Source organism: Brachyspira alvinipulli ATCC 51933 (assembly GCF_000518245.1).
Taxonomy (GTDB): domain Bacteria; phylum Spirochaetota; class Brachyspiria; order Brachyspirales; family Brachyspiraceae; genus Brachyspira; species Brachyspira alvinipulli.
The window spans coordinates 136,904-151,491 of record NZ_KI912407.1 but is presented as its reverse complement, the minus strand read 5'-3'; the positions used below and the strand labels follow the sequence as shown (position 1 = coordinate 151,491).

17 protein-coding genes are annotated in these 14,588 nt (G+C 26.0%); 3 read left to right on the top strand and 14 right to left on the bottom strand.

Translation table 11 applies throughout. From position 1 onward, the window contains the following. Positions 1-100 precede the first annotated feature (100 nt). Positions 101-580, top strand: a complete 480-nt coding sequence (gene smpB, locus T324_RS0115000) for an SsrA-binding protein SmpB (protein WP_028331008.1) — start codon at positions 101-103, stop codon at positions 578-580. 11 nt (positions 581-591) lie between these two features. On the opposite strand, the gene T324_RS0114995 is transcribed toward smpB, so the two are convergent. The 12 genes from T324_RS0114995 to T324_RS0114940 all read right to left on the bottom strand — a co-directional run bounded on the left by T324_RS0114995 (position 592) and on the right by T324_RS0114940 (position 10,370). Continuing rightward, complete coding sequence (locus T324_RS0114995; protein WP_028331007.1) at positions 592-870, bottom strand: hypothetical protein; 279 nt, start codon at positions 868-870, stop codon at positions 592-594. A gap of 5 nt (positions 871-875) precedes the next feature. Further along, on the bottom strand, positions 876-2,048 hold the full coding sequence (locus T324_RS0114990; protein ID WP_028331006.1) for a hypothetical protein: 1,173 nt from the start codon (positions 2,046-2,048) through the stop codon (positions 876-878). A gap of 225 nt (positions 2,049-2,273) precedes the next feature. Further along, positions 2,274-2,540 carry a co-chaperone GroES gene (locus T324_RS0114985; RefSeq protein ID WP_028331005.1) on the bottom strand — a complete coding sequence of 89 codons (267 nt, stop codon included), beginning with the start codon at positions 2,538-2,540 and terminating at the stop codon, positions 2,274-2,276. A gap of 100 nt (positions 2,541-2,640) precedes the next feature. Then, positions 2,641-3,153 (bottom strand): adenine phosphoribosyltransferase, encoded by a 513-nt coding sequence (locus T324_RS0114980; RefSeq protein WP_028331004.1) that lies wholly within the window; start codon positions 3,151-3,153, stop codon positions 2,641-2,643. A gap of 103 nt (positions 3,154-3,256) precedes the next feature. Continuing rightward, entirely contained in the window at positions 3,257-4,630 is a 1,374-nt protein-coding gene (locus tag T324_RS0114975) for an MATE family efflux transporter (protein WP_028331003.1), read from the bottom strand. A 237-nt stretch (positions 4,631-4,867) separates the two neighbouring features. Next, on the bottom strand, positions 4,868-5,638 hold the full coding sequence (locus T324_RS0114970) for a DUF2715 domain-containing protein (RefSeq protein WP_028331002.1): 771 nt from the start codon (positions 5,636-5,638) through the stop codon (positions 4,868-4,870). Between the two features lie 118 nt (positions 5,639-5,756). Beyond that, positions 5,757-6,356 carry a hypothetical protein gene (locus T324_RS0114965; protein ID WP_028331001.1) on the bottom strand — a complete coding sequence of 200 codons (600 nt, stop codon included), beginning with the start codon at positions 6,354-6,356 and terminating at the stop codon, positions 5,757-5,759. Between the two features lie 43 nt (positions 6,357-6,399). Further along, positions 6,400-6,798 carry a hypothetical protein gene (locus T324_RS0114960; RefSeq protein WP_156920182.1) on the bottom strand — a complete coding sequence of 133 codons (399 nt, stop codon included), beginning with the start codon at positions 6,796-6,798 and terminating at the stop codon, positions 6,400-6,402. Positions 6,799-7,166: 368 nt separating this feature from the next. Then, positions 7,167-7,982, bottom strand: coding sequence for a hypothetical protein (locus T324_RS0114955; protein WP_028330999.1), 816 nt, complete (start codon positions 7,980-7,982; stop codon positions 7,167-7,169). A 26-nt stretch (positions 7,983-8,008) separates the two neighbouring features. Continuing rightward, positions 8,009-8,812, bottom strand: coding sequence for a hypothetical protein (locus tag T324_RS0114950; protein ID WP_028330998.1), 804 nt, complete (start codon positions 8,810-8,812; stop codon positions 8,009-8,011). 3 nt (positions 8,813-8,815) lie between these two features. Further along, entirely contained in the window at positions 8,816-9,565 is a 750-nt protein-coding gene (locus T324_RS0114945; protein WP_028330997.1) for a hypothetical protein, read from the bottom strand. Between the two features lie 22 nt (positions 9,566-9,587). Beyond that, on the bottom strand, positions 9,588-10,370 hold the full coding sequence (locus tag T324_RS0114940; RefSeq protein ID WP_245580741.1) for a hypothetical protein: 783 nt from the start codon (positions 10,368-10,370) through the stop codon (positions 9,588-9,590). Positions 10,371-10,705: 335 nt separating this feature from the next. On the opposite strand from T324_RS0114940, the gene T324_RS0114935 reads away from it, so the two are divergent. Both T324_RS0114935 and T324_RS0114930 read left to right on the top strand, forming a co-directional pair. After that, entirely contained in the window at positions 10,706-11,974 is a 1,269-nt protein-coding gene (locus T324_RS0114935; protein WP_028330995.1) for an MATE family efflux transporter, read from the top strand. A 188-nt stretch (positions 11,975-12,162) separates the two neighbouring features. Beyond that, positions 12,163-13,452 (top strand): dicarboxylate/amino acid:cation symporter, encoded by a 1,290-nt coding sequence (locus tag T324_RS0114930; RefSeq protein WP_028330994.1) that lies wholly within the window; start codon positions 12,163-12,165, stop codon positions 13,450-13,452. A gap of 99 nt (positions 13,453-13,551) precedes the next feature. Here T324_RS0114930 and T324_RS0114925 read toward each other — a convergent pair whose 3' ends face one another. Together T324_RS0114925 and T324_RS0114920 are read right to left on the bottom strand one after the other, a co-directional pair. Further along, entirely contained in the window at positions 13,552-13,983 is a 432-nt protein-coding gene (locus tag T324_RS0114925; RefSeq protein ID WP_028330993.1) for an Hsp20/alpha crystallin family protein, read from the bottom strand. 57 nt (positions 13,984-14,040) lie between these two features. Beyond that, positions 14,041-14,463: an Hsp20/alpha crystallin family protein gene (locus T324_RS0114920; RefSeq protein ID WP_028330992.1), complete on the bottom strand. Its 423-nt coding sequence runs from the start codon at positions 14,461-14,463 to the stop codon at positions 14,041-14,043. Positions 14,464-14,588 lie beyond the last annotated feature (125 nt).

The following is a 14,588-nucleotide window of genomic DNA, read 5'->3' as shown; positions in this document are numbered from 1 at the left end:
CTTTTATTCTAACTCTTATTTTTTTGTAATTTATAAAATATTTTGACAAAATATAATTTTTTTAGTATAATCTATATACTTTATGAAATGGTAAAGGATTATGAGTAAAAAGGATAAAAAATCTAGCAATACTATTTCCTCCGGAGAAATAACTAAGAATAAGAAAGCCCTTTTTAATTATGAGCTTATAGAAAAATTTGAGGCTGGTATTGTTCTGCTTGGTACAGAAGTTAAGTCGTTAAGAGAACGCAGCGTAAATATGGCAGACTCTTATGCTTCTTTTAAAAAAGGCGAACTTTTTATAGTTAATATGCATATATCTCCTTATCATTTCGGCAATAGAAATAATCATGAGCCTTTGCGTGAAAGAAAACTTTTAATGAAAAAACGTGAATTAAAACGTTTATATGTAAAAATCAAAGAGCAGGGACTTACTCTTATACCAATTAAACTTTATTTTTCAAGAGGTAAAGTTAAAGTAGAACTTGCACTTGCAAAGGGTAAAAAATTACATGACAAGAGAGAAACTCTAAAAAGAAAAACTTTAGACAGAGAAATGGAAAGATATATTAAAAAATAATTTTTCAGTATTTATTCATAAGATAAAGTATTTCTTATATAAAACTCTATTTTAGAAATATTACTAACTACCAGCTTGATATTTTCTTTTTTATTTTCATTTATTTTATATGTTTTTATTGAATCGATTAAATCAATTAGTAAATCTTTCAAATGATTCATGCCTATTTTTTCAAACTGTTTTGAAATAGAGGTAATTTTATCTATTACATTATAATCAATATTATTTATACCTGTAAAAGTAATATCTGATAAAATAAGTTCTAAATCTCTAATTAAATCAAAAATCATAATAATTAATCTTTTATTTTTAACAGATTTAAAGAATATAAAAATGGTATATCCTTTTTTACTTTAACTATGTAAAGAACAGATGCTATAAATATTCCAATCAATGCCATAATTAAAGATAAGTCACTTATATTAAATATAGTTTTATATAAAACTAAGATGGATAATGGTATATATATTCCGCCTGATAATGCTGTTAATATTATAAATAATAAGAATATAAATACAGGATTTCCCATTATGCCGGAATTAAATAGGCATTCAAGCCCTAAATAATTCATAAATGTTTGAAGATAAAGATATATCATTGAAATACATGCAAGTATAAAGAATGCTATAGAGTATATTTTCTCTCTCTTTACTATAAATCCTGCTATAAAGAAAGCTATTAATAATACTGAGAAAATATAACTATCTAAAAACATAAAACTTGCAACTATAATCAATTCTATTAATATAATTATCATCATCAATTTAAAATTCTTTTTTATGGCACTAAATCCAAAGAAAGTATACATTATTATTTTAGATTTAGCAGTTCTGTATTCATCATAAATATGCTTGAAATAGCTTATTAATATTAATGCTATGGCAACTAAAAATAGGGCAGGAAATAATGTTAATGTCATTATCATGGAACCTTTGACATTTATACTTTTTCCATCTCCATTTAATATTTTATATGAAAAGTTGTCATTATCATCATAAACGTTTACATGAGCAAATTCTTCATAAGATATATTTGTATTGCCTGTTGATCCTACATAAAGTATATGCATAAGAACAACACCTTCACCAGTACCTTTTAAATTTAGTTTAGCTTTTGCAACACCGTTTTCATCTGTAGGAACTACATAAACATTTGTATATATATCTACTTCATTAGTATTTTCTTCTTCTTCCATCTCTTTTAAAGATATTTCATTTTCTGTTGTATTTTCAAATGTAAATACATCAGGCTTTAATGATGTAAATCTTACTAATCTATTAACAAGAGGAAGACCTCTTCTTTCAATCATTATTGAAACTTCATTTAAGGCATTAGTGTCAGATATATTAAAGTTATTTTCTTTTTCGTATGTAAAAGTATATTCTGATGTTTTAGTTTGATTTGTTGTAGATTCTTGTGCATATATAACATTCAATAGTGCAATAAATATTATAAAATATTTCAGCATTTATAAAAAAACTCCTGATAAATTTAAAGACTATACTATTTTTATGAAACAAATTAATAAAATTAAATAATATATTTTGATATATTATTTAACCTTATTAATTCTTTATGATACGAAAAAGTTTTATTAACAATAAATATAACTATCATAATTATCAATAAGTAAAAAAAGAACACCGCTTTTTTGAAGCTTAGTGTTCTTTTTTGTATTCTTTATAGCTATTTATTATTTTATAAGAGCAACTATTTCTTCATTTTTTACTATTAAATATTCAGTATCGCCTTCTTTTATTTGTATTCCAGCATATTTATCATATATAACGATATCGCCTTTTTTTACTTTTATATTTTCGCTGTCGCCTATTTCAACAACTTCTGCTTTTTGAGTTTTTTCTTTAGATGTATCTGGAATAAATATTCCGCTTGAAGTTTTTTCTTCCTGTCCCAATACTTTTAAAAGCACTCTTTCTGCTAATGGTTTAATAGATGCCATATAAGTCTCTCCTTAAAATATATTTATTTAAATAAATTTTGCTTTATAATTTTTCGATAATTCTATAATAAAAGTTATTAAAAGTCAATAAGAAATAATATCAATATTGTATCAAAACATTAATAGGATATTTTGATATTTCTTTTCTTCCATTTAATTCTTTAAGCTCTATTAAAAAGGATGATCCAACTACAATTCCTCCTAATTTTTCCACCATTTTTATCATTGCTAATGCAGTGCCTCCGGTAGCTATTAAATCATCAACTATTAAAACTCTGTCTCCTTTTTTAAGAGCATCTTCATGCATGAATAAAGTATCAGTACCATATTCTAAAGCATATTCTTCTGAAATAGTTTTATAAGGGAGTTTTCCTTTTTTTCTAACAGGTATAAAACCGCAATTCATTTTGTAAGCTAAAGCAGAACCTATTAAAAAACCTCTGCTTTCTGCTCCTACTACAAAATCTATCTTTTCATTTGAAACTTGTTCTGCCATTTTATCTATTGCCAATTTAAAAGCATCTTTATTTTGAAGCAATGTTGTAATATCTCTAAATAGTATGCCTTTTTTTGGATAATCTTGTATATCTCTTATGTAATCTTTTAACTCCATATAACACCTCGTTATAATTAAAAAATAATTATGTAAACAAATTATACAACTTTTAATTATAATACTTTTATCAAAAAAATCAATCTTTTAATAAATTAATTTTTTAAGCGTTTGAATGAGAAGCTATATTAGCACCTTTTTTCCATCTATTAGAAAAATAATACATAAGACTAAAACTCATGCTAAATAGATTGCTTATTGCCATAGCAGTCCATATACCCCAAAGCTCCATTTTAGGAGATATTATATAGGCAAGCGGTACTCTTATTAAAACATGCGCCATAAATGCAAATATCATAAGCATGAAAGTTTTACCGGCACCGTTTATTACTCCATTAGTTGCAAACATAACAGAAAGCATTATTATAGAAGGCATTACAACATAAATATAACTTCTTGTATATTTTAAAACGCTCATATCATCCGTAAACATTCTTACAATAAGTTCCGGAAATAATACAGAAAATAATGCCATAAATGCAGATATTCCTATAGAAAGAATAGTTCCTACTTTGTATATTTCTTTAACTCTCTCCATTTTGTTGGCACCTATATTCTGAGCTACCATAGTGGCAATACCTGCTGATAATGCCAAAAGAGGAAGAAATGATAAAGAGTCCACTCTCATAGATACAGCAACAGAAGCGGAAGCTGATTCACCATAAGTATTTATAAGTCTATTTAAAAACATCCAGCTTATAGATACTATTAACTGCATAGCGGCAAAAGGCATTCCTATTTTAAGCATTAATTTGGTTATATTAAAATCGAAAGTTATATTAAAAGGATTAGCTTTAACAATACTGTTTTTCATTTTTAAATATATCATGCTGACCAAAACAGATACAAACTGTGAAAAAGCAGTGGCATAAGCAGCTCCGTCAAGTCCCATAGCAGGAAATGGTCCTATTCCTTTTATCATTAACGGATCTAATATTAAGTTCAATACAGAAGCTATTGCCAAGAATATTAAAGGTCTTACAGTGTCTCCTATACCTCTAAGCAATGCAGATACCAAAAAATAATAAAACATAAAAGGAAAACCTATCATGCTGATTCTGAAATAGCTTACAGAATATTCCATTATGCTGTCTGCTGTATTTAAAAATTTCATTATAGGAGGAGCAAAAATATATCCAAGTCCTGCCAAAGTTAAAGCGGTTATTAAACTTATAGTAGTAGAAACTTTTGAAGCATGAAGCACAGCATCATAATCTTTAGCACCAAAAAATTGTCCTATTAAAATATTGCTTGCAACAGTTATTCCGGATGCAATAGCCATTAATATTAATATAATAGGGAAACTTACAGCAATAGCTCCTAGTCCTTTAGGGCCTATCATTTGTCCTATCCAAATTGTATCAACTATATTATATGCTATGTTTAATAAATTTCCTAATATCATTGGTATAACTAATTTTATAAGGCTTTTGCTTACATTGCCTTCTGTTAATTCAAGCATATTATCTTTTTCCATAATTTTCCTCGGTAATGAATTTTAATATAGTATGAATTTTCTTTTTTACATAAATAAGTGCATGGGAAGAGATATTATATCACAAAAAAATAAAGTCAATATAGATTTATAATTTTTTATCTATTAGTATTTTTTATAGTAAATTTATATCTAGGGCAGCTATTTTTCCTTTAACTGAGTTTGCATAAAAAATACTTTTAATTACTTTATTAAATAGTTAAGTTTAGGGTAAAAATATTAATTATTATTCCTTCCGAATGACACTCCTAAATAAAACATAAATGATAAATATGATAATTGATAACTCTTTATTAAAGTTTTATCTACTATCTGTATATTATCGGTATTATAAGGCATCGAAAAATCATAGGCTATATAAGCTCCGTATAAAAATGCTAGTTTATCAGTGAAATAATAAAGCCCTTCAAAGTTTATTTTTATATAAGGAGACACTGACTCTTTATACAATTTTTTTATAACATCATAATTCCAATGCTTTTTATCCTGATACATTAAAGAGCCTTCAAAAATAGTATTTTCTTTCATTGTCTCGCCTTTATCATTGCTTTTTTCTAATACATCAGCGGATAACGGTATTTTCATTCCTACGCCTATACCTAATGAAAAATTGCGGAAATTTATTTTAGGATTAAAGCCTATTAAAATATTATTCATAATCACAGTTTCAGACATTTCAAAATAATTATATGACTCGGCATACGGATAATCATAAGTTATAGTATTAGCATTTAAATAATAGCCCGTTTCCAAAAGAAAACTTATGCTTTTTATAGGAATGTCCTTATTCAATTTCATATTATATCCAAGCTGGGCAATAACTCCTAACTCGCCGCCTATATCTCCCTTTATGCTTTGATATGTACGGTTAGGGTTGCTTAATTTTATACTGCTGAAACTCCCATTAAGCCCGAAAGGAACAAAGGCATTTATTTCAAACTGAGCAAATAAAGTAATATTAACAATTAAAAAAATAATTACTGCTTTCATATTATTGTTAATAAAAATTGTTCGCCTATAACCCTCTGCCATTTTATACTAACAATTTTTATTTAATCCTCCTTTTTTATATTTATTTAAAAAATTCTCCTTGTACTTTTTATCAAAATTAAAAGTCTTTTGATATTATATCGCTTTGCTGAAGTATACCATATATATACATCGTAAGAACAACAATTTTGTGATTATAATTTTCTTTATCCGATAAATAGCTGTAATTTTTAATGCCGCTCATTAGAGTATCTAAATCAATCCCCAAATCTATCATTACAATATTGGCTTTGCCATTAACCTGTCTGTCAAAATATAATGTTAATTGACTGCCGCTTACATTTACATTAGTAACTCTAAAACTATTTATAAAGCCATTAATGGTATAATAGGAGTGCTGCATATAGTCTATATAATTATAATCACCCCTGTCAAAATCTATAGTAAATATATCTTTTTTTCTATACAAGTCGCATGCCCTTAAATATTTATTGCCAAATTCCCACTCTACACACCATATATTTGTAAAATCATTGGCAAAATCTTTTAATCTGAACTTCATATGGCTTGTTACATTTTGAGTAATATATCTATGAGGCTTATCATTCTGAAAATACTGAACTTCAACATTTCTTTCATTCGGGTCTAATATTTTTACATTTTTGCATGATACTGTAAAAAATATTAAAGCAATTATTATAAATATATTTTTTATCATAATTAAAACCTCTGATTCTAACAAATTTATTAAAAAATATTCTTTATTTTATAGTAAGAGAATATGAAGATAAAGCATCCAATATTTTTAAACTTATTTTTATTATTTTTATCTGATAATCTGTCTGATCATTTACACCTTGATATTTTGTATGGGAATATATATCTTTTTTTAATGGTATATCATTAATTGTTTCGTCATTATTTTGTTCATCATACCATCGTATATCAAAATTTTCTCTATCTTTACGGTGAGGACTTAAAATTCCTCTCAATAATTCATTACCGCTTGATGTATTCATTTGATGAGGAAAATCAGATTTATTTGTATAATACATAGTTGTTATAGAGTTGTTAACGTTATCTGCTATATAAACTGAATAATTGTCTGAAGATGTTTTTTCGCAAATCATAAGTAAATTGCTGTCATTTTCTAACATCATAGCAACTTTATCAGTAGGTGTTGTAACCGCGTTGTTTTTCTCATCTAAATATATTATCTCTAAATTAGTATGTTGCTGCTACTGTGATGTTGTAGGGTTTAATGTGTTGTTTTTACTGCAGGCATAAAAATTAAATAAAACTAAAAAGATAATGAAAATGCAAGTTATCTTTTTTATATATTTGTATCCTCCTATTTTTGACAGACCTATTTTAATTTAAATGTCTAATATTTTTAAATATAATAAATAATTTACAAAAAAATATGGCTTTTTTATACTTTTAAGTATAAATAGTAGAATAAATCAAAAAAAATATACAATAATATTATTTTATTAAACAAAAATTACAAATTTCATATTGATAAAATTTAATATCCATACTTCACTTTAGGATGAGTTTTTCCGAAAGAAAGCCCGAATGAAATGCCTACACTTAAATTATTATAGCTCATAGAACCGAATATCGGAGACTGAATTAGAGGAGGTACTTCATAATATTTTAAATGATTATTTAAAAATTCTGTATTATAGCTCATTCCGAAATCATAAGAAAGATAAAGACCGTACATAATTGATACTTTTTCTGTAAGCATATAATAAAAATCAACATTATATTTTAAGTAGCCTATAACAGGAGTTTTAAATAAGTTTTTTATATCTCTGTATCCGTATGCATCTTTATCAGATAGTATAGATTCATTTCCTAAAGCACTGTTATTTAAAACATTTCCGCCGAATGGGGTTTTTACTCCTCCTGCTAATGTAATGGAGTAGTAAAGATTTATTATAGGAGCATAAAAATATAATTTTAATGCAAGCCCTGTATTTAATGTATGAAGCAAAGTTGTTTCAGATATTGTTCCTATAAGTGAGTGTACATAAGATATAGATATTGGCGACATATAATAGCCTATATCAAGCATTAAACTTAAGCTGTCTATTATAGGTGTTTGTAAATCAAAATTATAACCGCCTCTTACTAAAATTCCTGTTTCTGCTGCAATTTCATCATAAAACTTTTTAAATGAATTCTCTGTATAATCTTTATTTTTTACCGTGCTGTTAATATCTGTTTCATTTATACCAAACGGAATATATGCATCAATTTCTATACCTGCAAAAAGTCTGCTGCTGTTAAAAACAGATAAAATAAATAATAAAATATAAATAATAGCTCTTTTCATTTTTTTATTTTCCATTTTTTTAATTATTAATTTTGCAGTTTAGGATTAACTCTTGTGAAAGAAGCTCCTAATATAAACCCTACACCCAAAGATGATGAATTAAATTTATTATAATATCTTTCATTTGCAGTATTATTGGCATTGGCGATATCGGTATTTAATTTATATACATTGTAATTCATACCTATATTATATGAAACATACATTCCCAAATTAATTGCTATATTATCAGTGAAAAAGAAGAAGCTTTCTAATGTAAGTTTAACATAAGGTATTACTTTACTGTCATAAATTGTTTTTATATAATCACGGTTTCCTTTATTATCCTGCGGAAGAGGATTATTTATTTTTGAATCTATATTATTGAATGTATATGACATAGGTATTTTAACTCCGCCACCTAAACCTACAGCAAAATTGTTGCCTAAATAAAATTTTTGAATACCGCCTATATTTATAGTATGAAATGTTATAACTGTTTTTACTTCTTCATTTCCTAATATGCTTTGATTGTAATTAACAGCCATAGGATATAAATAATACCCAAAATCAATCATAGTGCTTGTACTTTTTAACACACTGTTTTCCAATTTAAAATTATATCCAAGCTGTGCCAAAACTCCTATTTCAAATGCAAAATCGCTTTTTAATGATGTTCTGGGTATAGGATTTATAGGAGAATTAGCCAGAAGCATATTTTCGTCTATGGATACATTTAAAAAGTCATAATTTGCTCCCATAGGTATAGATAAATTAAAATCTATATTTAAAGCAAATATATTAAAACAGTTTATAGTTAGTATAATAATAATATTTCTTATAATTCTCATAAATTAATACCCATTATCCCTTATAGCAAATCCCAAAGATACTCCCATAGAAAAGCTGGAAGCTTCCAATTTATCAAATACTTTTACACCTGCAAAATTATTTATATAATCAGTATTGTATTTAAAAGCAAAGTTATAATTAAAATAAAGTCCTGCCATAAATGATACATTTTTAGTTAAATGATAATACAAATTAACATCAAGTTTTATATATGGTATAACAACGCTTTTAAATACTTTTTTTATGTCGCTGAAATTATATTCTTCTTTTCCTGTTAAAACAGATTCATCTGCAGCAGCCAGCTGACTTATAACATTTCCGCTAAACGGAGTTTTTATTCCTCCTCCTAATCCTATAGAATAAGAAAGATTATAATTAGTTATATTATTAATGATTTTTACTGAAGCTCCTGTATTTAATGTATGTAAAAATGTAACTTCATAAAATCTTCCGATTAGTTCTTTACTAACTTCAATAGGAAGTGTTGAAGCCATATATCCGATAGTTCCTACTATACTTAAACTATTAATATATTTATTATCAAATTTAAAATTATATCCTATTTCAGAAAGAACGCCCGCACTCCAATATCCGTATTCATATATATTTCTTAAATGATCTTGAGTATTTATACGTTTATTTAAAATAGATACATTTCCGTCAATAGGTACAAATAAAGAAAAATCTATGCCTGCAAAAACATTATTATAAAAAATAAAAATAAGTATAATGTATTTTAAATACTTTCTCATAAAATAATAACCTTTAAGTTAATCATTCAATTATTTTTCTTTCATTGCTTCCTTTTCTTCCAATGGATAAACCTATATTAATACCCGCACCTATAGATGAATATGAGTAGTTATGATAATATGCAGTGCGAAAAGCGGAATTCAATTTATCTGTATTAAAGTTCATATCCATACTGTATGTGATATAAAGACCTATAATCAAAGAAACAAAATCATTAAAGAAATAATATCCGTCCATAGTCAATTTTATATATGGAATAACTCTGCTGTTGAATAAAGATTTTATATAACTATAATCATATTTTCCATTATTAGTTGGAATAGGCGGGTATCTTAAATCATCTCCGTATACTTTAACATCGGCAGAAAAAGGTATTCTTATTCCGCCTCCTATACCGAATGATAATCTGTCAAGCACATAGAATTTTTGAATTAATCCTATATGTAAAGTGTGAAATAATATATTGTTTGTAACTTCGCTGTAGGAATTATTATAAGATACTGACATTGGGGATAATTGATATCCTATTTCAGCCATTATACTTATACTTTTAAAAATACTATTTTTTGTATCAAAATTATATCCTATTTGAGACTGTACGCCGACTTCATAATAATCCGTATTTTTTAAAGATATTAAGGAAATATAACTTTCTGTGATTTTTGCATCAGAGAAAGTGAAATTATACCCAAACGGCATAATCAAATTAAAATCTATTTCTGCAAACAAACTTGATGATAGTAAGGATAATAGAAGAATTATTATTGATACTATTTTTATGAAATGTGTTTTAATGCTAAACATTTTAGTATATTTATAAATAATTTTTTCATATTATAAAATTAATTTGATATTATGTCAATAATATATACTATTATAGTGTAGTGTATTTATATATTATTATTTTTTTTAATTATACATTTTATATATAATAAAATAAAATCACAATAATATCAATACTTGACAATTATATTGATTCAAATAATATAGATATATGAAACTTGTTATTGAATTAAGCTCCTACAGTATTTTATAAAATTATTGTTGGGGCATACTAAAAAATAATTATACTGCAGTTCTTTGCGGTTTATAAATTTTTTGTATGCATTTGTCTTTTGTTTTAATTCAAGGAAAGTTTCATGTATTTAATCAAATTTTCAATTATATTATTTATTTCTAATACACTTCAATATTTATACAGCATAATAGATATAATATTCATTTCGCATACAGTAGGAAAAGAGGGAATTGCTGCATTGGGAAATTGTGCTTCAATTATGTTTATAGTAAATTCTATATCTTTGGGTTTATCTATAGGAGGTTCTGTTATAATATCCAAATACAGAGGCTCTAAAGATATAATAAAATATAAACAAAGTATCGGCAATTTAATATTTCTAGCTGTTTTGTCTTCTATAATAATTTCAATAATAGGTATAATATTTTCTAAACAAATATTAATTTTTATGAATATACCAAAGGAATCATTTAATTATGCTTATGATTATATTAGAATAATTTTTATAGGCGTATCATTTATGTTTTTATATTCTTCTTTATCATCTGTAATAAAATCAATAGGAAAGGAAAAAGCTGCATTATATTTTATTATAATTGCCGCTTTGATTAATATTATACTTGATTTTTTGTTCGTAGTGTTATTGAGTATGTCTGTAAAAGGTGCTGCTTTAGCTACTGTAATATCGCAGGCTATAAGTTTTTTATTATCATTATATTTTGTAAGAGAGTATATAAGTTTTGATATTAATACAGAAGTTATAATAGAATTGATATTACTTTCTTTTCCATGCATATTTCAAATGCTTATAATAAATATGTCGTATTTTATAGTTAACATAATGATGAATAAATATGATGTAATAGCGGGATTCACAATAGGATTAAAAATCAATACTTTTATAGGCATGATTTCTTGGTCTGTAGGGGAGGCTTTGAGTATAATTGTTTCAAAAAATATTGGTGAGAGGAACTATAGAGAAATAAAAAATATTGTTGTGTTTGGAATATTTTTCAATATATTGATTACAGCAGCAGCAATTATATTTATACATTTGTTTGCAATAGATATTATATCTTTATTTTACAGCGGCGATGAAAAGACAGTAAATGATGCCGTATTTTACTTAAGAATATGCGCCTCTTTTAATGGAATTATTTATGCTGTTATGTATATATTGGATAGTTTTCTTATAGGCATGCAGAAATCATATTTATCATTTATTAATTCATTTATTGATTCAATCTTCTTTAAAGTTATTTTATCAAGGATATTGGAAAACAGTATTGGATTTTTGGGTATATATGCTTCAATGTCTGTATCCTCTGTAATTCCGTTTTTCATAGGAATAATATATTTTGTAATATTTATGAGAAGATATAATTTATAAAGTACATATTTTTGTATTTTTTACGGATAAAATTTTAATTATTATTATTGTATTGGTTTATTATTATAGAACAAAAAAGTTATATTTTTTAAATTTAAAATATTAAATAATCTTATGTAGTATTGATTTTTTAATATTTATTAACATAATTTAAAATACAGAATAATAATTATTTAAGGATTTTTTTTATGAGTATGCTTAAAGATGTTAAAAGCAAGCTGCTGATTTTTATACTTATAAGCTTAATAGCAGGTGCTGTACTTGGTATGATAGTTTCATTAAATGCTTCTGCTGAAACTACTGCAAAACTTATAGCTATAGCTGATCCTATAGGCACTATATTTATAAGACTTTTAAAAATGATAGTAATGCCTGTAATACTTTTTACTTTAATAAGCGGAGTATCAAGCATATCGCCTAAAGATTTAGGTATAGTTGGTATTATAATATTGGCATTTTATATAGTAACATCAGCAATATCATCTATATTCGGTCTTTTTATAGGCAATATATTTAAACCGGGTTTGGGAATGGATTTAGATTTTGCTATGGCGGCAACTAAAGAGTTTACTAAACCAAGTTTTATAGATACATTACTTTCCACAATACCTACAAACCCATTCGCTTCATTTGCAAAAGGTGACGGAGATGTTCTTCCTACTATATTTTTTGCTATTTTCTTTGGAATATCATTGGCATTTTGCAGACACAATGAAAAAACAAAAGAAAATGCTGAGATAGTGTATAAATTTTTTGACGGATGTACACATATTATAATCAAAATTGTAGGATGGATAATGTTCTATGCTCCTATAGGTGTTTTGGCATTGATATTTACAGTATTTGCTAAAAACGGACCTAGTTCATTCGGTTCTTTATTTAAAGTTACATTCACTATTTATTTTTCTTTTATCATTCAATTAGTGATTGTTTACAGTATAATAAATATTATTTTTGGAATAAACCCTCTTAAATTCTTAAAAAAGATTTCTGAGCCTTTATTTACAGCCTTTGTTACACGTTCTTCAGGCGGAACATTGCCTATATCTATGAAAATTGCCGATGAACAAATGGGAATTAATCAAGGTATTTATAGCTTTACTTTACCTTTAGGTGCAACTATAAATATGAATGGTACTGCAATATATTTAGGTATTTGTGCTATTTTTATAGCTAATGCAAGCGGAAATCATTTGAATTTTGATTCTCAATTAACGGTTGTTATAGTGTCTGTTTTGGCTGCTATTGGTACAGCTGGTGTTCCTGGAGCCGGTTCTATTATGCTTTTAATGGTTCTCAATTCTATAGGACTAGATATTAATTCTAATGCTAATGTGGCTGCTGCTTATGGTATGATAGTAGGAATAGATGCTTTACTTGATATGGGAAGAACAGCTTTGAATATATCAGGAGATTTATGCGGTACTGCTGTTGTTGCTAAATTGACTAAACAAATGGATATGAGTAAATGGAGTTAATTTTTTAATAAACAAAATTAAGGCGTATGTGTTTAAACATACGCCTTTTATTATTATGGATTATATATTATGAATTTGAAATGCTTATTTTATTGTTTATTATTCCCCTTTAATCTCAATTTTTTTCTCATACTTAAACTCTTCTTTCTTTGGAAGGTTTATAACTAAAACTCCATTATTTAAGTTGGCTTCTATATTTTCTACATCAATACCTTTTGTACTAATATTGAAACTCTGCTCATAACTTGAAATAACTTCTTCCTTTGTTTCTCCATCATCTGATTTCATCATTTTTTTTCTTTTAGCAGAAATAGATAATATATTTTCTTTTATACCTATTTCTAAATCTTCTTTCCTAACTCCAGGCATATCTATTTCTAGGCAGTAGCTCTTTTCATCTTCATCTATTCTATAATCAAGCATTCTATGTTCATAATCTCTGTAATGATTGTAATTTCCTACAGGATTATTGTATCTATTAGTATTTGAAAAAATTGAATGTAAAGTTGGTACAAATATTCTTTTTGACATATTGAAATCTCCTTATTTCATATTCTAAAAATTCTCATAAACCTCTAATTAAACTCATTAAGCTATATTAATTTTTTTCTCATATTTAATCTCTTCTTTTTTTGGAAGAGCTATAGTCAAAACTCCATTATTTAAGTTAGCTTCTATATTTTCTATATCAATACCTTTTGTGCTTACATTAAAGCTTTGTTCATAGCTTGATATGATTTCTTCTTTGGATTCTCCATTTTCTGTTTTTACTGTTTTTTTGCGTTTAGCAGAAATAGATAATACATTTTCTTTTATACCTATTTCTAAATCTTCTTTTTTTACTCCAGGCATATCTATTTCTATAGAGTAGTTTTTATCATTTTCTTCTATATTATAGTGGCATGCTCTTTTTATTTCATTACTATTGTATAAGCCATTAAATGCTTCATCAAAACCTCTAAAATCATCTAATATAGTATGTAAAGCTGGTAAAAATATGTTTTTAGTCATAGTTAAAACTCCTTATTAACTTTTATATTTCTAATTTCATTTAATGTAGCATCTTTATATATTTTGTAACTTTTTTAAGTTTTTATCATCGCTACACTAATATATATGCAAGAATTGTACCAATA

Coding starts and splice junctions, on each gene's coding strand:
- smpB (WP_028331008.1), top strand. CDS start 101: ATGAGTAAAAAGGATAAAAAATCTAGCAATACTATTTCCTCCGGAGAA.
- T324_RS0114995 (WP_028331007.1), bottom strand. CDS start 870: ATGATTTTTGATTTAATTAGAGATTTAGAACTTATTTTATCAGATATT.
- T324_RS0114990 (WP_028331006.1), bottom strand. CDS start 2,048: ATGCTGAAATATTTTATAATATTTATTGCACTATTGAATGTTATATAT.
- T324_RS0114985 (WP_028331005.1), bottom strand. CDS start 2,540: ATGGCATCTATTAAACCATTAGCAGAAAGAGTGCTTTTAAAAGTATTG.
- T324_RS0114980 (WP_028331004.1), bottom strand. CDS start 3,153: ATGGAGTTAAAAGATTACATAAGAGATATACAAGATTATCCAAAAAAA.
- T324_RS0114975 (WP_028331003.1), bottom strand. CDS start 4,630: ATGGAAAAAGATAATATGCTTGAATTAACAGAAGGCAATGTAAGCAAA.
- T324_RS0114970 (WP_028331002.1), bottom strand. CDS start 5,638: ATGAAAGCAGTAATTATTTTTTTAATTGTTAATATTACTTTATTTGCT.
- T324_RS0114965 (WP_028331001.1), bottom strand. CDS start 6,356: ATGATAAAAAATATATTTATAATAATTGCTTTAATATTTTTTACAGTA.
- T324_RS0114960 (WP_156920182.1), bottom strand. CDS start 6,798: ATGATGTTAGAAAATGACAGCAATTTACTTATGATTTGCGAAAAAACA.
- T324_RS0114955 (WP_028330999.1), bottom strand. CDS start 7,982: ATGAAAAGAGCTATTATTTATATTTTATTATTTATTTTATCTGTTTTT.
- T324_RS0114950 (WP_028330998.1), bottom strand. CDS start 8,812: ATGAGAATTATAAGAAATATTATTATTATACTAACTATAAACTGTTTT.
- T324_RS0114945 (WP_028330997.1), bottom strand. CDS start 9,565: ATGAGAAAGTATTTAAAATACATTATACTTATTTTTATTTTTTATAAT.
- T324_RS0114940 (WP_245580741.1), bottom strand. CDS start 10,370: ATGTTTAGCATTAAAACACATTTCATAAAAATAGTATCAATAATAATT.
- T324_RS0114935 (WP_028330995.1), top strand. CDS start 10,706: ATGTATTTAATCAAATTTTCAATTATATTATTTATTTCTAATACACTT.
- T324_RS0114930 (WP_028330994.1), top strand. CDS start 12,163: ATGAGTATGCTTAAAGATGTTAAAAGCAAGCTGCTGATTTTTATACTT.
- T324_RS0114925 (WP_028330993.1), bottom strand. CDS start 13,983: ATGTCAAAAAGAATATTTGTACCAACTTTACATTCAATTTTTTCAAAT.
- T324_RS0114920 (WP_028330992.1), bottom strand. CDS start 14,463: ATGACTAAAAACATATTTTTACCAGCTTTACATACTATATTAGATGAT.